Source organism: Rhodoferax sp., from assembly GCF_018780565.1.
GTDB lineage: Bacteria > Pseudomonadota > Gammaproteobacteria > Burkholderiales > Burkholderiaceae_C > Rhodoferax.
In genome coordinates this window covers 695,392-719,225 of sequence record NZ_JADMJN010000002.1, presented here as the reverse complement: position 1 = coordinate 719,225, position 23,834 = coordinate 695,392, and the positions used below count along the sequence as shown (strand labels likewise).

Sequence of the window (23,834 nt, the reverse complement as noted above, 5' to 3'; positions counted from 1 at the left end):
TTACAAGGCCGGGTCGCGAACGTCCCAGCGAATGGCGTCGATCTTCTTGAGCAGCTCGGGTGGCAAGGTGGTGCCCCAGGCGTTCAGGTCTTCATCGAGTTGCGCCACCGAGGTCACGCCGATGATGGTGCTGGCCACCTGCCATTTGGTGTAGCAGAACGCCAGCGCCAGTTGCGTGGGTGTCATGCCGTTTTCAATGGCCAGGGCGTTGTAGCGGCGGGCAGCGGCCAGTGCTTCGGGGCGGCCCCAGCGCTGCTTGCGGGTGGACTCGAACTTGGCGATGCGGGCCTCGGCCGGTGCACCCGGGCCGGTCAGGCCAGATGCGTCGTACTTGCCGGTGAGCAGGCCAAACGCCAGCGGCGAATAGGCCAGCAGCGAGACACCCAGGCGGTGCATGGTTTCATCCAGGCCGTTTTCATAGGTGCGGTTGAGCAGGCAATAGGCATTTTGCACGGTGGCAATTTTCGGCAGGCCGTGCTGATCGGCCAGGCGCACAAACTCATGCACACCGTACGGCGTCTCGTTGGACAGGCCCACGGCACGCACCTTGCCGGCCTTCACCAGCGTGTTCAGTGCTTCAAGCTGAACGTGCATGGAAGTTGCGTTGTTATCGCGGGCCGGATCAAAGTACAGCGCGCCAAACATGGGCACATTGCGCGTGGGCCAGTGGATCTGGTAGAGATCGATCACATCGGTCTTCATGCGCTTGAGGCTCCCTTCACAAGCAGCAATGATGTCGGCCGCGGTCAGGTCAGGGCTGCCGCCGCGAATCCAGGGCATGCCGCGCGAGGGACCGGCCACTTTGGTGGCCAGCACCAGCTTCTGGCGCGCGGTGGGGTTTTTGGCGAGCCAGTTGCCCAGGATGATTTCGGTGGCGTTGAAGGTTTCGGCACGGGGCGGCACGGCATACATCTCGGCCGTGTCGATGAAGTTCACGCCGCGCTCCAGCGAGCGGTCCAGAATGGCATGGGCGTCGGCTTCGTTCACCTGCTCGCCAAAGGTCATGGTGCCCAGGCAAATGGGGGTGACATGCAAATCGCTCTGGCCGAGCTGAATGGTTTTCATGGTCATGAGAGAGAGTCCGAAGTTTTTGAAGAGTCACGAGTTTACGGTTTCCCGTGCCTTTGCGCCGGAGCCTGTCAGGGCTGTAATTTGGCCCGCTCTTCCTCCTGCAGGCGCAGCACGCGGCGCTGCACTTTGCCCGTGGTGGTCATGGGCAGGGCTTCGACGAATTCGATTTCCTTGGGGTACTCATAGGGTGCCAGTTTGCCTTTGACATGGGCTTGCAGCTCGGCCACAAGTTCAGCATCGAATTGATCAAACCCCCTCGTATCCATTGCTCTATAAGCTACAAAATCAGGAGCAATTACCACATACGCCTTCACCACGGCACCGCGTGCCCGATCGGGTTTGGGTACCACGGCGGCGTTGGCCACGGCCGGATGCTTGACCAGGCAGTTCTCGATTTCACCGGGGCCGATGCGGTAACCCGCCGCCTTGAACACGTCGTCCGAGCGGCCCTGGTACCAGAGGTAACCGTCGGCGTCGCGGCTGGCCAGGTCGCCGGTGCGACACCAGTCGCCTGTGTATTTGGCACGGGTGGACGCCTCGTTCTTCCAGTAGCCCAAAAAGAAAATAGGGTCAGGCTGGCCGTGCACGTCAAAACGGTTCACCGCCACATCGCCAGGCACGCCCTCTGCGCACTCATTGCCGGCATCGTCAATCACCGCCACCCGGTGGCCAGGATAGCCCTTGCCCATGCTGCCAGGCTTGGCCGGCCACTGGCGGGCACAATTGCCCACGATGTAGTTGATCTCGGTCTGGCCAAACATCTCGTTCACCGTGACGCCCAGTTGCTGCTGGCAATACTCGAACACTGCATCGCCCACGGCCTCTCCGGCACTCATGATGGCCTGCAATTTCAGCTTGAACTGCTGGTGCACCGTGACACCTGGCGCGCCCGGGTAGGCTTTCATCATGGCCTTGAGTGCGGTTGGGAACAGGAAGGTGTGCGTGACCCCGCAGGTGCTCATCAACTCCATCGCCACTTCCGGACTGAAGCGGCCATTGAAGGCGACGATGGGGCGACCGAAATACAGCGTGGGCAAGAGCGCATCCATCAGGCCGCCGGTCCAGGCCCAGTCGGCGGGCGACCAGAACACGGCATCGGTGGTGGCATTGCGCTTGCCGTCAAAGCCAAACCAGTTCTGGCTGCACACAAACCCGGTGAGGTTGCCAATCAGGGCGCGGTGCGGAATCAGCGCCCCCTTGGGGTTGCCGGTGGTGCCGCTGGTGTAGATCAGGATGGCGGCATCATCGGCCTGGGTCACGACTGGCGCAAATTCAGACGACACGCTGGCCAGCGCGCCGGCGTAGTTGGTGTCCGCCTGGTCGGCGGCGCCGCCCACGCCCAAGACGCTGCGCAGATGGGGGCAGTGCTCGCGAACCGACCCGATGCTGGCAATCGAACTTTCGTCGCAAATCGCCAACACCGCTTCACTGTCCTGCAAACGGTATTCCAGCGCCTCCGGGCCGAACAGCATGGACAGGGGCATGGCCACCGCACCCATCTGCAGCACGGCCATGTAGGCCACCGCCGTCTCAAAACGCTGCGGCATCACAATGGCCACGCGGTCGCCACGCACCACGCCCAATGCCGTCAACACGTGAGACAGCCGGCTGGCTTGTTGCTGCAGCTCGAAATATGTATAAAAAGTGCTCTTTCCCAGCGTACCCATTGTCCGGATAGCTATTCTTTTTGCAGCACCCGGCCTGGCGGCCCAGCGTGCGCAGCAGACCTGGGCGATGTTGAACTGCGCAGGCACCAGCCATTGAAAGCTGGCATGCAAAAGGGCGTAGTTGTCCGGGGCGGACTGACTTGGTTGGTCGCTGTTTTGACTTGAGTGCACTCGATGCCTCCTTAGAATGGATCAAATGTACCAAGTCAAAAGAATTTCCCGCAGCGAGTTTGTCCCTATTCGCAATCTCAGTTACCACGTGCGCATCTGGGGCACACCAACCCCCGGCAAAGCGCCCCTGGTGATGGTGCATGGCTGGATGGACGTGGCCGCCTCCTACCAGTTTGTGGTGGACGCGTTTGCGCAAGACCGCTATGTAATTGCCCCGGATTGGCGCGGCTATGGCGACACCGACTCGGGCGCCATAGATAACTACTGGTTTCCCGACTACCTGGCCGACCTTGACTTCCTGCTGGACCACTATGCACCCGGCCAGGCGATTGATCTGGTCGGCCACAGCATGGGCGGCAACGTGGTCATGCAGTATGCAGGCGTGCGCCCCGAGCGGATTCGCCGTCTGGTGAACCTGGAGGGCTTTGGCATGCCCGCAAGCAGGCCCTCGCAAGCCCCTGGTCGGCTGGCCAAATGGATCGACGAGCTCAAGAAAATGCATGCCGGCGAGCTGGACCTCAAGGCCTATGACAGCCCCCAGGGTGTGGCCAGCCGCCTGATGAAGACCAACCCCCGCCTGGACCAGCACAAGGCTGACTGGCTGGCCCAGTACTGGGCGCGCGCCAACGCGGATGGCAAATGGTCCATCATGGGCCACCCGGCGCACAAGATCACCAATGCCCAGCTGTTTCACGTCGATGAAATTCTGGAACTCTACAAACGCATTACCGCCCCGGTCCTGGCGGTGGAGGCCAGCGACAACAGCCTGGACCAATGGTGGCAAGGCAAGTACACCCTGGCGGAGTACCACGAGCGCCTGAAGTCCGTGCCCGATGTACAAATTGCGCTGATTGCCGAGGCCGGCCACATGCTGCACCACGACCAGCCTGAAAAGCTGGCGGCCTTGATCGAGCAATTTATCGCCTGATCGCGTCCTGAATGCGGCATTTCAGGGGCATAGCCGCCCCGGCGTGAGAAAATGTAGGGTTATTTGTAACTAATCACCTCAGGACTCGCATCATGGAAGCAGAACGCATCAATCTCATCGGCACTCAACTCACCGATTTGAGCGCCCGCACCCAAGAGTTACGGGGGTATCTTTGACTACCCTGCCAAAGCTGAACGACTGAGAACGGTCAACGCATCCCTCGAAGACCCGAGCGTCTGGAACGACCCCAAACGCGCTCAGGAACTGGGCCGCGAGAAAAAAGCGCTGGATGGCGTTGTGCTCACTCTGGACAACCTGACCACCGAACTGGCCGACAACACCGAGTTGTTCGAAATGTCCAAAGAGGAAGGCGACGACGACGGCTTGATCACCATCGAGACTGAAACCGCCAAACTCGCCGAGATCATCCAGGGGCTGGAATTCCGCCGCATGTTCAACAACCCGGCGGACCCGATGAATGCTTTTGTAGACATTCAGGCCGGCGCCGGCGGCACGGAAGCCTGCGACTGGGCCAGCATGCTGCTGCGCCAGTATCTACGCTATGCCGAACGCAAGGGCTTCACCGTCACCATCGAAGACGAAACCGCGGGCGACACCGCCGGCATCAAGGGTGCCACCATCAAGGTCGAAGGCGAATACGCCTTTGGCCTGCTGCGCACCGAAACCGGCGTGCACCGGCTGGTGCGCAAGTCGCCGTTTGACTCTTCGGGCGGACGCCACACCTCTTTTGCATCGGTGTTTGTCTACCCCGAGGTGGATGACTCGATCGAGATCGACATCAACCCCAGCGACGTGCGCACCGACACCTTCCGTGCCAGCGGCGCCGGTGGCCAGCACATCAACAAGACTGACTCGGCCGTGCGCCTGACGCACATCCCCACCGGTATCGTGGTGCAGTGCCAGGACGGTCGCAGCCAGCACAGCAACCGTGATGTGGCCTGGAAGCGCCTGCGCTCACGCCTGTACGACTTCGAGATGCGCAAGCGCCAGGCCGAACAGCAAAAGCTGGAAGACTCCAAGACCGATGTGGGCTGGGGCCACCAGATTCGTTCCTACGTGCTGGACAACAGCCGGATCAAGGACCTGCGCACCAACTACGAAACATCGGCCACGCAAAAAGTGCTGGACGGCGACCTGGACCCCTTCATTGAGGCGTCGCTGAAGCAAGGCGTTTGATGACCCCCACGCTTGTCACGCCGCCTTCGGGTGGCCCGGCGACCGCCCCTACCAAAACCAATTCTGGAGATAGACCATGTTGCAATTTCGTGATGGACCAGGCCCGGCCACGGTGATCCGCCGTGAGGACTACGCCGCCCCCGCCTACTGGATTGACACCGTCAACCTGACCTTTGACCTGGACCCGGCCAAGACCCGCGTGCTCAACAAAATGACGCTGCGCCGGAACACGGACGTAGACGTGCAGCCACTCAAACTCGATGGCGAAGAACTCAACCTGGCCCGTGTACTGGTCAACGGCCAGGGCACCTCGTTCAAGATGGAAGGCAAGCAGCTGGTGCTGGAAAACCTGCCCGACGAAGGGACTTTCGAGCTGGAGATTTTTACCACCTGCACCCCGGTCAAAAACACCAGCCTGACAGGCTTGTACGTTAGCAACGAATCCTTCTTCACACAGTGTGAAGCCGAGGGCTTTCGGCGCATCACCTATTTCCTGGACCGTCCCGATGTGATGGCCAGCTACACCGTGACACTGCGCGCCGACAAGCAGAAATACCCCGTGCTGCTGTCCAACGGCAACCTCATCGCTCAAGGCCTGATCGAAGGCGCGGGCAATGAAGGCCGCCACTTCGCCACCTGGGTGGACCCGCACAAAAAGCCGTCTTACCTGTTCGCACTGGTGGCCGGCCAGCTGGTGTGCCGCGAGCAGCGCATCACCTCGCGCGGCGGCAAGGACCATCTGCTGCAGGTCTACGTGCGCCCCGGCGATATGGACAAGACCGAACATGCCATGAACTCGCTGATGGCGTCGGTGGCCTGGGACGAAGCCCGCTTTGGCCTGCCGCTCGATCTGGAACGCTTCATGATTGTTGCCACCAGCGACTTCAACATGGGCGCCATGGAAAACAAAGGCCTCAACATCTTCAACACCAAGTACGTGCTGGCCAACCAGGCCACCGCCACCGATGCGGACTACGCCAATATTGAGAGCGTGGTGGGCCACGAGTACTTCCACAACTGGACTGGCAACCGCGTGACCTGCCGCGACTGGTTCCAGCTCAGCCTGAAAGAAGGTCTGACCGTGTTCCGCGATCAGGAATTTTCGCAGGACCTGTGCACCGATGCCTCGGCCCGCGCCGTCAAGCGCATCGAAGACGTGCGCGTGCTGCGCACCGCCCAGTTCCCGGAAGATGCCGGCCCGATGGCCCACCCGGTGCGGCCTGACAGCTACATCGAGATCAACAACTTCTACACCGTCACCATTTACGAAAAAGGTGCCGAGGTTGTGCGCATGATGCAAACCCTGGTGGGCGCTGGCGATGCCAACTCGGGGCGCACAGGTTTTGCCAAGGGCATGACCCAGTACTTTGCGCGCCACGATGGCCAAGCTGTGACCTGTGACGATTTCGCGCAGGCCATTGCCGATGCCAACCCGGACTCCAACCTGGCCCGGCTGCTGCCGCAGTTCAAACGCTGGTACAGCCAGGCCGGCACCCCGCGCCTGCAAGCCACTGGCACCTACGATGCGCAAGCCCGCACCTACACACTGGCGCTGACGCAAAGCTGCGCCAGCACACCCGGCCAGACCAGCAAGGAACCCTTTGTGATCCCGGTGCGTCTGGGCCTTGTGGGTACCGACGGCAACGCATTGCCCATGCAATTGCAGGGCAGCGCCGCCGCCACGGGCGACAGCCACCTGTTTGTGATGACGCAAGCCAGCGAATCCATCACCTTTGCCAACCTTGACGCCGAGCCGGTGCCCTCCATCCTGCGCGGCTTCTCAGCCCCTGTGGTGCTGGACTTTGACTACTCCGACGCGCAGTTGCTGACACTGCTGGCCTTTGATGCCGACCCCTTCAATCGCTGGGAAGCAGGACAGCGGCTGGCCCTGCGCAGCGCCGTCAAGGCCATCGCCAACAACACCGTCTTTGTGGCGGGAGGCGTGCTCAACAGTGACTACATCGACGCCATGCGCAGCGTATTGCGGCACCCTGCGCTGGATGCGGCGTTCAAGGAACTGGTGCTCACCCTGCCCTCCGAAACCTATATTGCCGAGCAGCTTGAAGTGGTGAACCCACAACGCATCCACGAAGTGCGCGAAGCCATGCGCGCGCAGCTGGCCACGGCCCTTGCGGCCGACTGGCAGTGGGCGTTTGAAACGCATGGTGACACCGGTGGCTACCGCCCGGACGCCCACTCCGCTGGCCGCCGCGCGCTGGCTGGCATGGCACTGGCGCAGTTGTGCCTGGCGGCGCGGGACAGTGGCGACACGGTATGGCCAGGCAAGGCCTACCAGCGCTTCAAGGATGCCAGCAACATGACCGACCGCGCCAATGCACTGGGCGCACTGCTGGGCAGCGGCCACGAGCTGGCCACGCCCGCGTTGGCGCGCTTTTACAGCGAGTTCAAAAAAGACGAGCTGGTCCTGGACAAATGGTTTTCCATGCAGGCCGGTGCCTGCGACCGTGGCGGCCAGGTGCTGCCAGCGGTGCGCCAGCTGATGACGCACCCCGATTTCAGCATCCGCAACCCCAACCGGGCACGCAGCGTGATCTTCAGTTTTTGCAACGCCAACCCTGGCGCCTTCCACCGCACCGATGCGGCGGGCTATGTGTTCTGGAGCGAGCGGGTCATGGAGCTTGACAGCATCAACCCGCAAGTGGCCGCACGGCTGGCGCGCGCGCTGGACCGCTGGAAGCGACTGGCCGAGCCCTACCGCAGCGCCGCCCGCGAAGCCATCGCCCGCGTGGCCGCCAAAGCCGATTTGAGCAACGACGTGCGCGAAGTCGTCAGTCGCGCGCTGGCCGACTGATACCGCATCCACCTTCCTGAAACTGGAGTTTTTATGAGTGCAAAAATTTCCCTCACCCGCTACCTGGTGGAACAACAGCGCATGGACGGTCACATTCCGTCCCAGCTGCGCCTTCTGCTTGAAGTGGTGGCCCGTGCCTGCAAGAGCATCAGCCAGGCCGTGAACAAAGGCGCCCTGGGCGATGTCATGGGCAGCGCCGACAGCGAAAACGTGCAAGGCGAGATGCAGAAAAAGCTCGACATCATTGCCAACGAAGTGCTGATTGAAGCCAACGAATGGGGTGGCCACCTGGCCGCCATGGCCAGCGAGGAAATGGAAGGCATCTACGTGGTGCCCAACCGCTATCCGCAGGGCGAATACCTGCTGCTGTTCGATCCCCTGGACGGCTCCAGCAACATCGACGTGAACGTGAGCATTGGCACCATCTTCAGCGTGCTGGTCAAGCCCGAAGGTGCGGGCGTGTCAGAACAGGATTTTTTCCAACCGGGCAACAAGCAGGTCGCGGCGGGCTACTGTGTCTACGGCCCGCAAACCACGCTGGTTCTGACCGTGGGCGACGGCGTGGCCATGTTCACCCTGGACCGCGAACAGGGCTCGTTTGTGCTGACCGAAGAGAACGTCAAGATCCCCGAGGACACCAAGGAATTTGCCATCAACATGAGCAACATGCGGCATTGGGATGCCCCGGTCAAGCGCTACATCGACGAATGCCTGGAAGGCAAAGAGGGCGTGCGTGGCAAGGACTTCAACATGCGCTGGATTGCCAGCATGGTCGCTGACGTACACCGCATCCTGACCCGCGGCGGCATCTTCATGTACCCCTGGGACAAGCGCGAGCCGGAGAAGCCCGGCAAGCTGCGCCTGATGTACGAAGCCAACCCCATGAGCTGGCTCATAGAGCAGGCCGGCGGTGCCGCCACCAACGGCAAACAGCGCATTCTGGACATCCAGCCCGGCAAACTGCACGAGCGCGTGAGCGTGATTCTGGGCTCGAAAAACGAAGTGGAACGCGTCACCCGCTACCACAGCGAGGCGTAAAGCCCGGGCTATAATTTGAGTCTTACAAGCCGGTGTAGCTCAGTCGGTAGAGCAGCTCATTCGTAATGAGAAGGTCGGGTGTTCGATTCATCTCTCCGGCACCAAATGAAAAGGGGGTAGGCTTCCACGGTCTATCCCCTTCTTCACGTAGTCAGTACGTAACCACTGGCTAATTATGATCCCATGTCATATTTTCTTGCAAGCTTGCCAGAAATATCTGGATCTACTGATTGAAGTGCGCTCGGATTTCTAGTTAGCGTCCAAACGCCCCCCTAGCTCAACCCTTCTTGGTATCCGTTGCCTCAGAACTTGCCTGAGCCAACGCAGCGTCAATCTTCGGTTTATCCTGTAACTTCGAAATTAGCTGTTCGTTATAGAGAGCGACCTGCCTCTGCAGCAATGTGGCCGCCTCAATCGCAGAAGCGGCACCGCCGCTGACAAGTGCTAATCGAAGTTTGCCCGCGTGGTCAAAAAATCTTTTCATCGTAAGCCATTGATCATGAAGATTCTCCGCAGTTATTAACGGCGGCTTCTCATCCTCAAAGAATGACACATACAACAGAACGACGCCGCGTACGTGTGAAAGGTATGAAAGGAATTGTGCGTAAATCAATACTGATTCCTTCGGCAATTTTGACAGCTGCTCGGCTGTCAACTTTGAATCGGAAATTGAGTCCAGCTGTGACTTGAGAAACACTGGGACGACTGAAAACCCAGGTTCATCTTTCCACTTTTCCGGTTTGCTTTTTTGAAGCTGCTGAGCTAGTAGCACGCTTATTTTGTGTGATGGCTGAAATGTGCCATCCTTACTCGCCAACGTGTCACCCGCTCGACCTCCAACGAGTAACCTGAAGTAGTTTGTTAATACAGCTTCCATCGCAACGAGCTGCGAAATCTGGACTAGATGCACGTATGCCAAACGAGATTCGGCATGTCGCAAGGCACGCTTATCGAGTGACGCACGAATCCAGTAACTCAGCGCAGCAGAAAGTAGCGCGCCAATGAGACCAGATAAAAGAGCGATTTTTTCCATTAAACGCTTTCTCAATGTATTGGTGACAAACTTCAGATTCCAAGCAGTTTAGTATCAGAGCCGCCGACCATAAGCGCATCGAGCCGACTGGCCGCGAATTGCAGGCCTTCCGGCGCAACGTGCGCATAACGCTCCACCATGGACTGGGTCTTCCATCCTCCCAGGCGCTGCAACTCGTGCGTTGGCGTTCCTGCTTCTCGATGCCAAGTGGCAAAGGTGTGCCGCAAGTCATGCCAGCGGAAATCTTGAATCCCGGCCCGTTGCAGCGCATTGCGCCAAGCCTTGGTGTTGACCTGGACGATTGGATGGCCATCATAGGTAAAAACGTGCATAGGGTGATCGCCCTGACGCTTCATCAGCACTTCCATGGTGGCCTGATTCAGTGGCACTGAACCGCCCCGACTTTCGTGGATGTCGGTTAGTTAGAGTGAATCCAGAGCTTCGGTCTTCTCGATAAATATTCGCCACGCTGCTCCTGCACCATGCGCAAAGCGCGTTAGCGCACTTCGGGGGGGAGAAAGTGATTTGATTTTTTGCTCATGGCTCCAACTTCTCAAAGATTGGAGCCCCCACAATTTTCGGGGCAATTCAGATGCATCCGAGCATCTTTCCTGCACCAAACAAAACCCCTGATCCGCAAAAGTCAGATTTTTTCTTTCGGTAAGTACTAACACCCATCCCGTGATTCAGCGATGGCTTATAAACTCCCCGGTACTTAAAAATAAATGCCGAATCACCTGGAGACGCAGTTTTGGACACCGATACAACGATACCGTCGCTCTTGTCGACGCTGGATCAGCCATCCGCGCCGGACAAGTCATCGAAAAGTCACCCCATCTTCAACATTTTTTTGGCGCTTGTTCTGTTTGTGCTCGCGCTCATACTGGTGAAACGTTTCCTGCTACCAAGCTAGCAGCCGGGCGATTGCTTGCACTGCAGAGCGCGAGCTGTGCACAGATCACAAGCTTCTTCCTCAACTCACTGCGCCGAAGTCAGCGCAGCCTCCACGGCCTTCACCAAAGTCACGTTTTCAGGTGTGATTTCACTGGCAAAGCTACCTATGACCTGGCCTTTGCGATCAATCAGGTATTTGTGAAAATTCCATTGCGGCGCTTTGCCACTGGCTTTGGCCAGGGCCGCATAAAAGGCATTGCGCTTAGGGCCCGCCACCACCGTCTTGTCCATCATCGGGAACTTGACGCCATAGGTGTTGAAACAAAAATCTGCAATCTGCTTTGATGAACCGGGCTCCTGCTGGCCAAAATCATTGGTCGGGAAACCCAGAATCACCAGGCCTTGAGCCTGATAGCGGGTGTACAAGGCCTCCAGCCCTTGGTACTGGCTGGTAAAGCCGCAATAACTAGCCGTGTTGACCACCAGCACCACCTTGCCAGCGTATTGGCACAGGTTCTGGGGCGCATTGTCTTGCAGACGCTCAAACTGATGGCGAAGAATCGCCGGGCAAGCGCTGGGTTCGGCGGCATGGGCCTTGCCCGTCAGGACAACGCTCATGATAAAAAAACTCAGAAGAACCAGGAAGCGGGATTCGCGGCGTGAGTAAACCAGCATGATGACATTCTCCGGAAGTTTTCAAATTTTCTCGTTACAGCGCTCACCAGGCGATGAGCTGCCCGCGGTAATCAACGAACTGGGCGCCACGTTGTGGGGACAGGTCATTCAGCGTCGTGAGCAAACCTGCTACCGCCGCATCGGGGTCCATCGCATCCTGCGCAACAACAAATGGCGCAGACAAGTCTGAGCGCACGGTGCCGGGCTGCAAGGCGGCCAGTACCAACTGCGGTCGCAGGCGGGTGCATTCCAGCGCGGCTGATTGCAAAATCATGTTGAGCGCGGCCTTGGAGGCCCGGTAGCCATACCAGCCACCCTTGCGGTTGTCACTGATGCTGCCAACCCGGGCCGACAGCTTGGCATAAATGGCCGGGGCTCCCACAGGCATCAGGTCCACAAAGTGTTTGAGCACCAATGCAGGTCCTACGGCGTTGATGCTGAAGGCTTGCAACAACTGATCGGCATTCAGATCGCCCAATCGCTTCTCGGGCCCCTTGCCTGCCATGGCGAGGGCGCCCGTGGCATCCACGATGAGCGCATAAGGCGCATGCGCCTTGAGCAACTGCGCGCATTGAGCAATGCTGGACTCGTCTTGAAGGTCCAGGCCCGGCACGCTGGATCGGGACACACCGATGACCTTGGTGCAGCGCGGATCAAGCTGGAGCCCGCGCACAAAAGCCCCTCCAATGGCGCCTCGGGAGCCAATCACGATGGCTTGGTAGTGTTCGCCAAGGCTGCTCATTGAAGGCGGGATGTCTGACATTGGCCAAGGATAGGGGAAATTCTCAAGGCTTGCTCAAATCGGGAAAAGCCAATTCAGACGGTTTTCGGAAATGCGAATACGATGAGGCCCATGCCGCGCGGCGGCGTGTCGTCTGACCCGATGCAACAAGGATCATCCATGCAACACATTGAGACCGACTATTTGGTCATTGGCAGTGGCGCGGTAGGCCTGGCCTTCGCCGATACGCTGATCGATGAAACTGACGCACACATCACGATGGTTGATCGCCACGGCAAGCCCGGCGGGCACTGGAATGACGCCTATCCGTTTGTCGCGCTGCACCAGCCTTCCGCCTTTTATGGCGTTAACTCCATGCCTCTGGGAAACAATCGAAAAGACACGATTGGCGTTAACAAGGGCCTCTATGAACTGGCTTCCGGCCCCGAGGTAAGCGCCTATTTCGAGCGGGTGATGAACCAGAAGCTCTTGCCCAGCGGTCGCGTCAGCTACCACCCCATGTGTGATTACGTGGGCGACGGCCGGTTTGTATCGATTCTGTCCGGCGTGCAGACCCAGGTCAACGTGCGCAAAAAAACCGTAGACGCCACCTACTTTGGGACCCAGGTTCCAGCCACGCACACACCAAAGTTTAAAGTGGGAGACGGGGCCTGGCTGATCACACCCAACGCCCTGCCCCAACTTTGGCAAGGCAAGCGGGAGCGGCCTCGGCATTTCATGATCATTGGTGCGGGAAAAACTGCGATGGACGTGGGCATTTGGCTGCTGAACTCCGGGGCGCAGCCGGATGCCATCAGTTGGGTGATGCCGCGTGATTCCTGGCTGGTGAATCGTCTGCATACCCAACCGGGGCCAGAGTTTTTCAACACAACGATTGGCGGGCAGGCCGATCAGATGGGCGCTTTTGCCAACGCAAGCTCGATTGACGATCTGTTCAAGCGTCTTGAGGACTGTGAAGCCATGTTGCGCATCTATCCGGAGCACAAGCCGGGCATGTTCCATTACGCAACCATGTCCAAAGGTGAAGTGGAAGTTCTGCGAACCATCAGGAACGTAATCCGCCTGGGCCATGTGCAGTCGATAGAAGCAGACCAGCTGGTCCTTGATCGCGGAACCGTGCCCATGAGCGCCAATACGCTGTGTATTGACTGCACGGCATCGGCTGTGGAAAAACGCCCGATCCAGCCGATCTTTCAGGGCGACAAGATAGTGCCGCAACTGGTGCGCGTGCCGCTACCCACTTTCAGTGCGGCCATGATCGCCTATGTGGAGGCGCACTATGACGATGATGCGACCAAGAACCAGATTTGCGGCACGGTTCCATTTCCCGACAGCCTGGAAAGCTATCCCGCTTCAACGGCGGCCAACATGATGAACCAGTTCAAGTGGTCACAGGACAAGCCGCTACGCCAGTGGATTCGCGAAAGCCGCCTGGACGGATTTGGCAAGCTCATTGCAGAAGTGGATCGGGCCGACGAGGAAAAGATGGGGATCCTGGCGAAATACAAGGCCAATGCGATGCTGGCCATGACCAATATTGCAAAACTAATGGCGACTCAGAAGAGCTGAGCCAAAGTCATTGTGCTGGCTTATCGCTTGTGTTCACGCCGGGCAATCCAGATGGTGGACGAGAGAATGATCAGTGCGCCTATCAGGGTGGTCTGACTGGGCACATCCGAAAACACCAGCCAGCCCATCAACGATGCCCAGATCAGGTCAAGGAAGCGCAATGATTGGGTAGCCGAAATGTCGGCGATGCGAAACCCGCGCGTCAGGCAATAGTGCGCCAGTGAGCCCAGCACACCGGCGGCGGCAAAGCCGATCCATTGCCACGCAGTGGGGTCGGTCCAATGAAGAAGACCCAGCGGCAGACTCAACACCGTCACCGAGATGGCTTGCCACAACACGATCACACCCGAGCTTTCGTTCCGAGTCAGTGTTTTGGTCATCAAAAAGGAGGCGGCAAAGACCGGTGCAGAAGCCAGCATCACCAGGGCATACCAGCCGCCCTGGGCCGTGAATTTCGGGGCCACCACCACCAACACACCGACGAAGCCGATCATGGCTGCAATCCAGCGATCAGCGTGCATCTTCTCGCCGAGAAACCAGGCGGCCCCAATCATGATGAAAATCGGGCCGGTAAAGCCAATCGCAGTCATATCTGCCAAACCAATATGCGGCAACGCCGTGAACCACAGCATCAGGCCTACCGTGTGAACAGCACCGCGCCACCATTGCCCCCGCATGTTGATCGGGCGATAGGCCCCCAGGCCATCGCGCCAGACAATCGGCAACATGGCCGCAATCCCAAACAGGTAACGCAAGAACTGGGACTGAAACGGATCAAGGGACAGCGTGATGTGGCGCACAACAGTGTTCAAACAGGTGAACACGATGCCACTCAATGCAACCCACAACATGCCGCGCCAGACAGCAGGCAACAGAAAGACGCGCATCCGGGTGTGTCGGTGCGTCAACGCAAGCCGGCGTTGGATTTTTTTGGACAATGCGGCCCTGGATTTCACCAGGAATGAACGTGAAGAGTAGGAAACACGAGTCCATTGTAGGTGTCACGCCATCCCCTTGCTGTCCCGCAGATGATCCTTGTCAACAGGGTTACCATTGCGCGCATGACCGACTCAAGTGAAAGGCCGCTGCCCATGACCGAAACCCCGCAGCCCCGCGAACGGCTTGAAAAGCCCACCCTCATCTACCCCTTCGAGGCGCCACCTGAAGTCGGCAAGGTACTGGAGGTGGCTCCTGGCGTGGTCTGGATGCGCATGCCACTGCCCATGGCGCTCAACCACATCAACATCTGGGGTCTGGAGGACGACAACGGCTGGGCCGTGGTGGATACCGGCATGCGTACCGACGAGACTGTGGCGGCATGGCGTGAACTGTTTGCCACGGCTGCGGAGCAGCGCCCGCTGACCCGGATATTTGGCACCCACATGCATCCGGACCATATCGGCATGGCGGGCTGGCTGACGCGCAAGTTCAATTGTCGTTTGTGGATGACGCAACTGGAGTACCTGAACTGCCGCGTCCTCACCGCGGACTCCGGCCGGGAGGCACCGGATGAAGGCGTGGCCTTCTATCGCCGGGCCGGCTGGAGCACGGGTGCCATCGAAAACTACCAGACCCGCTTTGGCAACTTTGGCAAGCGCATTCATACGCTGCCCGACAGCTATCGCCGCATCCGGGATGGCGAGGAAATCAGGATCGGTGTCAACACCTGGCGGGTGATTGTGGGCACAGGTCATTCGCCCGAGCACGCCTGCCTGTACTGCGCCGATCTGAAATTATTGATTTCGGGTGACCAGGTGTTGCCCAAGATTTCTTCCAATGTATCGGTCCACCCGACCGAGCCGGATGCCGACCCCATGCGCGAGTGGCTGGAGTCGCTGGCCAAGGTCAAGCGCGAGGTGCCGGATGACGTGCTGGTGCTGCCCTCGCACAACGACTGCTTTCGCGGTCTTCACGCACGGCTCGATTACCTGGCGGCCTCACAGCAGCGCACGCTGGACCGGTTGCGCAAGACATTGCAGGAGCCCAGACGCGCCATTGATGTGTTCGCGGCCCTGTTTGGCCGCAGCATCGACGAGACCGATGCCGGCCTGCTGAACCTGGCCACCGGCGAAAGCCTGGCCTGCCTGAACTACCTGATGCACCGCGGCGAAGTTGCACGGACGCTGGATGACACGGGTGTCGCCAGATACCAGATGATTTGACCCCGGTCCGTCGCTCATCGCCATCGATCCACATGCATTTATCTAATATTCAATAGACAAATTATTTTATTGATGGATAGATAAATCATCACGAAACTGGCCGGATAACAAAAAACGGCCAGGGGAAATCGTGGAAGTTTCCTGACATGGCACTTGAAACACCAACAGGAGACTACACGATGAAAATCAAAGCTTCGACGCGCACCCATGGAATGTGGCGCTCGGCCATGTTGGCCGTGGCCATGGCCCTGCCGGCTTCCATGGCACTCGCGGCTGATCCGCCCAAGAAGGAAGAGGTTCCCTTCTGGGCGGTCGGCATGCCCAAGAATGACACCGCCAGCAAAATGGCGCCGGTTCCTTCGTTCCCCATCCCCACGGCTGCGGACAAGCTGCCGCTGAGCAAACTCAAACTGCCGCCGGGTTTCACGGCCGAAGTCTGGGCCAGCGGAATTCTCGATGCGCGCGGACTGCGTCAGGGTGACAAGGGCACGGTGTTCGTCAGCTCCCTGTTCGTGGCCGGCAAGATTTACGCCGTGCAGGACAAGGGCGGTAAACGCGAAGTCAAAACCATCGCCGAAAAACTCTTCCTGCCCAATGGCATTGAATTCCACAAAGGTTCGCTGTTCGTGGCCACACCCAAGGACATCACGCGTTACGACAACATTGAAGCCAATCTGGACAATCCGCCCAAGCCGGTGATGGTGTACGACAAACTGCCCGGCGATGTGCCGCACGGCTGGAAATTCATCAAGATCGGGCCTGACGGAAAACTGTATGTGCCGGTCGGCGCGCCCTGCAACATTTGCATGCCAGACGAACAGCATGCGCAGATCCGCCGCATGAACCTGGATGGCACGGGCGAAGAAGTTGTGGCACGCGGCGTGCGCAACACGGTGGGCTTTGACTGGGACCCCAAAACCGGCGACCTCTGGTTCACCGACAACGGCCGCGACTGGTTGTCCGAAGACTTGCCCAACGACGAGCTCAACCACGTGACCCAAACCGGCAAGCAGCACTTTGGTTTCCCGTACTGCCACCAGGGTGACTTTGCCGATCCCGAATTCGGCTGGGGCAAGTCCTGCAGCGATTACACCAAGCCCGCCATGCTGACCGGACCCCACGCCGGTACGCTGGGCATGCGCTTCTACACCGGCAAGATGTTCCCGGCCAAGTACCAAGGTGCCATGTTCATCGCACGCCATGGCCCGTGGAACCGCACCAAGAAGTACGCCGCCGACGTGGTCGTGGCATGGCCGGATGGCAAAGGTGGCGCACGCATGGAACCCTTCATGACGGGCCTGGTCGAGAACAACGAGTACCTGGGCCGCCCCGTGGACGTGCTGGTGATGAAAGACGGCTCGCTGCTGGTGTCTGACGACCACAACGGCGCCATCTACCGCATCAGCTACAAAGGCCAGTGAGATTGCAGCGCATCGCAGGCCGGTGCGCCGCTGTATTGACAGCGCTGCACCTGGCTTGGGCCGCCACTTCTTCGGCAGCCCAGCCCATTGCGTCCATACAGGAACGCTTTGCCGCGTGCATGACCTGCCATGGTGAAGGCGGCCGCAGCACACAGGCATTGACACCATCGCTGGCGGGGCAGCATTCGTTTTACGCCATCACGCAACTGTTCCTGTTCCGGGAAGGCCGGCGTGGCAATCCAGCCATGAGCGCCGTGGCCAAGGGCATGAGCGATGATGATTTGAGGGGGTTTTCCGACTTCATTGCCAAGCTGCCACCACCACTGCCACCCACTGACGCCACAATCGACGCCCAACGCATGGCGCGCGGCGTCACCTTGGTCCAGCAAAATCGTTGCGCCTCTTGCCATGGCGCAGACTTCTCTGGCGGCAAGCAGGTGCCCCGACTGGCGCACCAGCGGGAGGATTATCTGACCCAGACACTGGCTGAGTTTCGTGCCGGCAAGCGCGTCGGCTACACCAGCGCCATGAACGACGCGCTGTCAGGTATCCCGCCTGAGGCCATTCCAGACCTTGCCTACTACCTGGCCCATCTGCCCAAAGCCGCGCCCTGAAGCGCGACAAGAACAATCAGGCGTCAGCATGCAGGGCCAACAAGCTCTGGCGCATCCAGCGGTTGCCGGGGTCTGACTCAAACCGCTTGCTCCAGTGCAGGGACACAGTGAAGTCGCGCAGCGGGAACGCGGGCTCGATGATGGCGTAGCCGCCTTCCTGCGCAAAACCACGCGCAATGTTGCGCGGCATCACCACACAAAGATCCGTGGCGCGCACAATGGCCGGCAACACCAAAAAGTGTTCGGTGGTCAGGCGCAAACGGTCCTCCAGTTGCAACAACTGCAAGATGCGCAGTGTGTCCGAATGGGTTCGGACCGCCACAAATTCGAGCTGCTTCAAGTCCTCCAGCAAGGCGTTGCCACTTTTCTTGCGGCGCTTGAACTTCTGCACAAAGGGGTGGCCGGCGCGCAACAACACCACATAGCGGTCCTTCAGGAGTTGCACACGCTGTGTGTCCTTGACCGTGGGCAGGAAACCAATGGCAAAGTCGATGCGACCACTGTCCAGCGCGTCCCCAATCGTGTTGGCTGGCAGCGCCGAAGTCTCGATCCGCACGCCGGGCGCAGATTCGCGCAAGCCCATCATCAGGGTTGGCAGAAAGCGGCTCTCGCCAATATCGCTCATGTGAATGCGAAAGGTCTTGCGCGACTGCAGCGGCTCAAACTGAACCGACTCGTTGAACGCTTGCTCGATAGTGCTCAAGGCACTGCGCACCGCATCGGCCAGCCGGTCGGCCTTGGGGCTGGGCTGAACGCCACCGGGTGCACGCATGAAGAGCGGGTCTTTGATGAGCAGGCGCAAACGCGTCAGGCCCTGACTGACCGCCGGCTGGGTCAGGTCCAGCAACTCGGCCGCGCGGCTCACATTGCGCGTACGGTACACCACATCAAACAAGCGCAGCAGATTGAGGTCGATGTCTTTGATATGCATATTTCTAATATTTAATAGTTTTTATATTTTATTGATTGATGAACGATTCGCCGCGACACTGCCGGGATATTCAAATTACAGAGGCAACGCGTGGAAGTTTCATTCACCAAGGAAATCAAGTCTTTGGCCCTGGGTGCGGGGCATACTTTCCACGGCGAAGGCATTCTGGCCATCACCAAGGCCCTGCTGCAATCGGGCGTGGCCTATGTGGGCGGCTACCAGGGAGCCCCCGTCTCGCACCTGCTGGATGTGATGGTGCAGGCCAAGCCCTACATGGACGAGCTCGGCGTGCACGTCGAGGCCTGCTCCAACGAAGCCTCTGCAGCGGCCATGCTGGGTGCCTCCATCCATTACCCGCTGCGCGGCGCCGTGACCTGGAAATCGATTGTGGGCACCAACGTAGCGGCCGACGCGCTCAGCAACCTGTCCAGCCCCGGCGTGAAAGGCGGTGTGCTCATCATCGTGGGCGAGGATTACGGCGAAGGCGCCAGTGTGATCCAGGAGCGCACACACGCCTACGCGCTCAAGTCCACCATGTGCCTGCTGGACCCACGCCCTGACCTGGGGCGGATGGTGGATATGGTGGAGCACGGCTTTCGCCTGTCGGAGGCCTCCAGCATGCCCGTCATTCTGGAGTTGCGCATCCGCGCCTGCCATGTGCGCGGCAGCTTCGCCTGCAAAGACAATGTGACGCCTGCGTTTTCCACCAAACACCTGATCGATGAGCCAGCGGGGTTTGACTACATGCGCCTGGCCCACCCGCCGGTCACCTTCCGCCATGAAAAGCTCAAGGGTGAAGAGCGCATTCCCGCGGCGCGCCAGTACATTGTGGACAACGCGCTCAACGAGCTGTTCCCCGGCAAGCACGCGGATGTCGGCATCGTCGTGCAGGGTGGCCTGTACAACACCCTGATCCGCGCCTTGCAGCAGTTTGGTCTGGCCGATGCGTTTGGGCAGACCGATATTGCACTGCTGGTGCTGAACGTGACCTACCCGCTGGTGCCCGCGCAGCTGAGCGAGTTTTGCATCGGCAAACGCGCGGTGCTGATGATGGAGGAAGGCCAGCCGGAGTACATCGAGCAGGAGCTTGCAACCCTGCTGCGCCGCGCCGATATCCAGACGCCCCTGCACGGCAAGGACCTGTTGCCTCAGGCAGGCGAATACACGGCAGAAGTGATGGCAACCGGGCTGGCCAAGTTTCTGCAGCGCTATCTGCCACAGCACACACCCGAGTCGACGCTGCAATGGCTCGCAGACAATCAGACGCGGCGTGAAGCGGTGGCCAAGTCATTGCCCACCCCCCTGCCCGCCCGTCCGCCGAGCATGTGCATCGGTTGCCCGGAGCGCCCGGTGTTTTCCGCGCTCAAGCTGGCGCAGCAGGACGTGGGGGACGTGCATATTTCCGGCGACATTGGCTGCCATGCCCTGGCCACGTTCGAGCCGTTTTCGTTCGGGCACTCCATTCTGGGCTATGGCATGAGTCTGGCCAGCCGCGCCGGCGTATCGCCCATGATGAACCGGCGCGTGCTTTCGGTGATGGGCGATGGCGGCTTCTGGCACAACGGCCTGCTCACGGGTGTGCAGAGCGCCCTGTTCAATGGGGACGATGCCGTGCTGCTGATCTTCAAGAATGGCTACACATCAGCCACCGGCACGCAGGACATCATCTCCACACCCGGTGAAGCCGACAAGGCGGCAAGCGTCGACAAGCAGCAAAGCCTGGCGCATCTGAACCAGACCATTGAGAACACGCTGACCGGCCTGGGCGTGAAGTGGATGCGCACGGTCAACACCTACCAGGTGGAGCAGATGCGCAGCACGCTGACTGAGGCTTTCACCACACCGTTCAGCGGACTCAAGGTGATCGTGGCCGAAGGCGAATGCCAGCTTGAGCGCCAGCGCCGCATCAAGCCCTGGCTGGCCAGCCTGCTGCGACAAGGCGAGCGGGTGGTGCGCGTCAAATACGGCGTGGACGAAGACGTGTGCAATGGCGACCATGCCTGCATTCGCCTCTCGGGCTGCCCCACCCTCACGCTGAAGGACAACCCCGACCCGCTGAAGGTGGACCCGGTAGCCACCGTCATTGATGGCTGTGTGGGCTGCGGCCTGTGCGGATCGAACGCGCATGCGGCCACACTCTGCCCCTCGTTCTACCGGGCCGAGGTGATCCAGAATCCGCGCTGGCACGAACGACTGCTGGCCTCGGTGCGCGGCGCCCTGGTGCGCGCTTTGCAGCCTGCCTGAATGTTGACGATCATGAACCATACCCAACCCATTTCCCTCCTGCTGTGCGCCCTGGGCGGTGAAGGCGGCGGTGTTCTCAGCGAATGGCTGATCGACATTGCGCGCCATGCCGGCTACGCCGCGCAAGCCACCTCCATTCCGGGTGTGGCACAGCGCACCGGGGCCACGACCTATTACCTGGAAGTGTTCCCGGTGCCCCTGGCCGAACTTCAGGGCAGGCGCCCGGTGTTCGGCCTGAACCCGTTGCCCGGACGGCTGGACGTGCTGGTGTCCTCGGAGCTGCTGGAAACCGCGCGACAAATCGGCCACGGCCTGGCCTCGCACCAGCACACGCTGGTGATCACATCGTCGGCACGCGCCCTGACCACCATGGAAAAGATGGAGATGGGCGATGGCCGCAGACAGGAAGCTGAACTGCTGCAACTGGTCCGCGAAAACAGCCGGGCGCACCATGTGCTGGACATGGCAACCCTGACCCGCGCGGCAGGCACCGTGGTGAGTGCCACCATGCTGGGCTGCATGGCCGGCAGCGGCGTGCTGCCTTTTGCACGGAGCGACTACGAGGCCATCATCGGAGAGGGCGGCAACAACGCACCAGCCAGTCTGCGCGGCTTTGCCATGGGCTTCGAGGCCGTCACCGGGCAACGCACGCAAATTCGGCAAATTGAGGAATTGCTATCAGATTCAGAGCAAACTACGGATGCTTCGCAAGGGCTGACAGCTGATTTGACAGCTGATTTTCCGGCGGTTGTGCACGACATGCTCGCGCTGGGGCACGCCCGCATGCTCGATTACCAGGGCGCGGACTACGCCGAACGCTATGTGGCACGGCTCAAACGCGTGTTGACAGCCGAGCGCCAGATCGACCCCGCAGGAGCCAAGGGCTTCGCCACCACCCTGGAGATGACTCGCTGGCTGGCACTGTGGATGGCGTTTGACGACATGGTGCGCGTGGCCGATCTCAAAAGCCGCCGCAGCCGCTGGGCGCGAGTACAGGACGAAGTCAAATCCAGGCCCGATGACTTGCTGCAGGTTTACGACCACTTCAAACCCGGTGCGCCCGAAGTGGCCGCACTGCTTCCGCCCGGTCTGGCTAACCAGGTGCTGAACTGGGACAAACGCCGCGTTGGCGGCGGCAAGACTGCCTGGACCATGCCGCTGAAGGTAGGCACGCACGCGGTCTTCGGCATGCTCTCGCTGCGCATGCTGGCCAGCCTGAAGTGGCTGCGCGTGCGCGGCAGCCGTTTTGCAGCTGAGCAGACCATGATCGACAAATGGCTGGATGCCGTGATCACCGGCACACAGGCCAACTGGCAGTTGGGCCACGAGATGGCCCTCTGCGGTCGCCTCATCAAAGGCTATGGCGCCACCAATGAGCGCGCCAAGGAAAACCTGCTGCATGTGATTGACCACCTGGCGCAGGCGGCCACGTTCACAACGAACGAGGCACGCGCCAGCGCCATTGCCGCCGCACGCAGCGCCGCACTGTCCGACGAAGCGGGCAAGGCGCTGGACCGGGCACTGGTGCAACACGGCGCCCCCGCCCGACCGGTGAAGGCACAGCCCATCCGCTGGGTGAAAACCCCGCCCGGCAGACCGCGCGCCCACTCAGCCGACAGTTCAAACCCCAAGCATCAGGAGACAACATGAATCATTTTTTAGAGAAAAATAAGCACCTAGCCTTCGTTGCATATGCCTTCCTAGCTAGCTTTTTTATAGCAAATCCAACATGGGCGCAAAGCCCTGGCCACTGGCCCACCAAGCCGGTCCGGGTGATTGTGAGCTTCCCGCCGGGAGGTGTTGCCGACCAATTGGCGCGCATCGTCTCGCAACCCCTGCAGGAAGCATTGGGCCAACCAGTGATCGTGGAAAACCGCGCCGGTGCGGGCGGCAATGTGGGAGGGGATGCCGTGGCCAAGTCAGCACCTGACGGCTACACACTGCTCATGAGCTCGGGCGGCACGGTGTCAATCAATCCGCACCTCTACACCAAGATGCCGTTTGACGCGACCAAGGACATCGTGCCCGTTGGGTCTGTCGCCCGCGTGCTGGTGTTTCTGGAGGTCAACCCTGCCAGGGTCAGTGCCGCCAATGTGAAGGATTTTCTGGCCTACCTCAAGGCCAACCCCGGCCGCCTGAGCTTCGGCACACCGGGCAGCGGCAGCTCGCCGCACCTGGCGGCCGAGATGATGAAGGCGCAATCCGGCACCTTTGCCACACACATTCCCTACCGCGGCGCGGCGCCGGCCATGCAGGACTTGCTGGGCGGGCAGATCGACTTCATGTTTGACCCCGGCATTGGTTTGAACCATGTGCGCGCTGGCAAGCTCAAGATGCTGGCCGTGGGCAGCCTCAAGCGCTCGGCACTGTTTCCGGATGTTCCCACGCTGGACGAAGCAGGGCTCAAGGGGTTCGATGCCGACAGCGTGTTTGGCTTCTACGCCCCGGCGGGCACACCCACCGAAGTGATCACACGGCTGAACCGTGAGATCAACCGCATCCTGGGCACGGCCTCGGTCAAAGACCGGATCACGGCACTGGGTGGCGAAGCATTGCCTTTGTCCCCTGCCGAGTTCGCGGCTAAGGCGACAAGCGACTCACTGCGCTTTGGCAGCCTGATCAGGGAGCGGAAAATCATCGGGGACTGAAAAAGCCTGCAACTGCA

General features: G+C 60.1%; 18 protein-coding genes, 1 tRNA gene and 1 pseudogene. 12 read left to right on the top strand and 8 right to left on the bottom strand.

Features of this window, described 5'->3' with window-relative positions:
- On the bottom strand, positions 1-1,065 hold the full coding sequence (locus IV109_RS03860) for an aldo/keto reductase (protein ID WP_296692527.1): 1,065 nt from the start codon (positions 1,063-1,065) through the stop codon (positions 1-3).
- Positions 1,066-1,139: 74 nt separating this feature from the next.
- On the bottom strand, positions 1,140-2,909 hold the full coding sequence (locus IV109_RS03855; protein ID WP_296692379.1) for an AMP-binding protein: 1,770 nt from the start codon (positions 2,907-2,909) through the stop codon (positions 1,140-1,142).
- A 25-nt stretch (positions 2,910-2,934) separates the two neighbouring features.
- Here IV109_RS03855 and IV109_RS03850 point away from each other — a divergent pair, with 25 nt between their 5' ends.
- The 5 genes from IV109_RS03850 (at position 2,935) to IV109_RS03830 (ending at position 8,988) form a co-directional block, all read left to right on the top strand.
- Entirely contained in the window at positions 2,935-3,837 is a 903-nt protein-coding gene (locus IV109_RS03850) for an alpha/beta hydrolase (protein WP_296692376.1), read from the top strand.
- A 92-nt stretch (positions 3,838-3,929) separates the two neighbouring features.
- A protein-coding gene (gene prfB, locus IV109_RS03845; protein WP_296692372.1) for a peptide chain release factor 2 occupies positions 3,930-5,034 on the top strand; the annotation gives its coding sequence in 2 pieces (ribosomal slippage) (positions 3,930-4,010 and positions 4,012-5,034; 1,104 coding nt in all).
- 76 nt (positions 5,035-5,110) lie between these two features.
- A complete protein-coding gene (pepN, locus tag IV109_RS03840) occupies positions 5,111-7,846 on the top strand; it encodes an aminopeptidase N (RefSeq protein ID WP_296692367.1) in 2,736 nt (911 codons plus the stop codon).
- Between the two features lie 33 nt (positions 7,847-7,879).
- Positions 7,880-8,884: a class 1 fructose-bisphosphatase gene (locus IV109_RS03835; RefSeq protein WP_296692361.1), complete on the top strand. Its 1,005-nt coding sequence runs from the start codon at positions 7,880-7,882 to the stop codon at positions 8,882-8,884.
- 28 nt (positions 8,885-8,912) lie between these two features.
- Positions 8,913-8,988: transfer RNA gene (locus tag IV109_RS03830), tRNA-Thr, on the top strand.
- Positions 8,989-9,161: 173 nt separating this feature from the next.
- Here the strand turns inward: IV109_RS03830 and IV109_RS03825 are convergent.
- From IV109_RS03825 to IV109_RS03810, 4 genes and pseudogenes are all read right to left on the bottom strand, one after another.
- Entirely contained in the window at positions 9,162-9,917 is a 756-nt protein-coding gene (locus IV109_RS03825; protein ID WP_296692359.1) for a hypothetical protein, read from the bottom strand.
- Positions 9,918-9,985: 68 nt separating this feature from the next.
- Positions 9,986-10,309: pseudogene (locus IV109_RS03820) on the bottom strand (site-specific integrase); the annotation flags it as partial.
- Between the two features lie 586 nt (positions 10,310-10,895).
- Positions 10,896-11,429 carry a glutathione peroxidase gene (locus IV109_RS03815; RefSeq protein ID WP_296692523.1) on the bottom strand — a complete coding sequence of 178 codons (534 nt, stop codon included), beginning with the start codon at positions 11,427-11,429 and terminating at the stop codon, positions 10,896-10,898.
- A gap of 100 nt (positions 11,430-11,529) precedes the next feature.
- Complete coding sequence (locus IV109_RS03810; RefSeq protein ID WP_296692351.1) at positions 11,530-12,249, bottom strand: SDR family oxidoreductase; 720 nt, start codon at positions 12,247-12,249, stop codon at positions 11,530-11,532.
- Between the two features lie 138 nt (positions 12,250-12,387).
- Here IV109_RS03810 and IV109_RS03805 point away from each other — a divergent pair, with 138 nt between their 5' ends.
- Positions 12,388-13,797 carry an FAD/NAD(P)-binding protein gene (locus IV109_RS03805; RefSeq protein WP_296692348.1) on the top strand — a complete coding sequence of 470 codons (1,410 nt, stop codon included), beginning with the start codon at positions 12,388-12,390 and terminating at the stop codon, positions 13,795-13,797.
- Positions 13,798-13,817: 20 nt separating this feature from the next.
- On the opposite strand, the gene IV109_RS03800 is transcribed toward IV109_RS03805, so the two are convergent.
- Positions 13,818-14,684 (bottom strand): DMT family transporter, encoded by an 867-nt coding sequence (locus tag IV109_RS03800; protein ID WP_296692346.1) that lies wholly within the window; start codon positions 14,682-14,684, stop codon positions 13,818-13,820.
- Positions 14,685-14,888: 204 nt separating this feature from the next.
- Here IV109_RS03800 and IV109_RS03795 point away from each other — a divergent pair, with 204 nt between their 5' ends.
- From IV109_RS03795 to IV109_RS03785, 3 genes are all read left to right on the top strand, one after another.
- Complete coding sequence (locus IV109_RS03795; RefSeq protein ID WP_296692342.1) at positions 14,889-15,959, top strand: MBL fold metallo-hydrolase; 1,071 nt, start codon at positions 14,889-14,891, stop codon at positions 15,957-15,959.
- Positions 15,960-16,138: 179 nt separating this feature from the next.
- On the top strand, positions 16,139-17,380 hold the full coding sequence (locus tag IV109_RS03790; protein WP_296692339.1) for a PQQ-dependent sugar dehydrogenase: 1,242 nt from the start codon (positions 16,139-16,141) through the stop codon (positions 17,378-17,380).
- Positions 17,377-17,994, top strand: coding sequence for a c-type cytochrome (locus IV109_RS03785; protein WP_296692335.1), 618 nt, complete (start codon positions 17,377-17,379; stop codon positions 17,992-17,994). Before IV109_RS03790 ends, IV109_RS03785 begins: the two co-directional genes overlap by 4 nt.
- Before the next feature lie 16 nt (positions 17,995-18,010).
- Here IV109_RS03785 and IV109_RS03780 read toward each other — a convergent pair whose 3' ends face one another.
- Entirely contained in the window at positions 18,011-18,925 is a 915-nt protein-coding gene (locus IV109_RS03780; RefSeq protein WP_296692331.1) for a LysR family transcriptional regulator, read from the bottom strand.
- A 90-nt stretch (positions 18,926-19,015) separates the two neighbouring features.
- On the opposite strand from IV109_RS03780, the gene IV109_RS03775 reads away from it, so the two are divergent.
- Genes IV109_RS03775 through IV109_RS03765 form a run of 3 tightly spaced genes read left to right on the top strand, consistent with a single transcriptional unit; the run spans position 19,016 to position 23,817 of the window.
- Positions 19,016-21,169, top strand: a complete 2,154-nt coding sequence (locus IV109_RS03775; protein ID WP_296692328.1) for an indolepyruvate ferredoxin oxidoreductase subunit alpha — start codon at positions 19,016-19,018, stop codon at positions 21,167-21,169.
- Positions 21,170-21,181: 12 nt separating this feature from the next.
- Entirely contained in the window at positions 21,182-22,819 is a 1,638-nt protein-coding gene (locus IV109_RS03770) for an indolepyruvate oxidoreductase subunit beta family protein (protein WP_296692325.1), read from the top strand.
- Positions 22,816-23,817, top strand: a complete 1,002-nt coding sequence (locus IV109_RS03765; protein ID WP_296692322.1) for a tripartite tricarboxylate transporter substrate binding protein — start codon at positions 22,816-22,818, stop codon at positions 23,815-23,817. Before IV109_RS03770 ends, IV109_RS03765 begins: the two co-directional genes overlap by 4 nt.
- Positions 23,818-23,834: the final 17 nt, after the last annotated feature.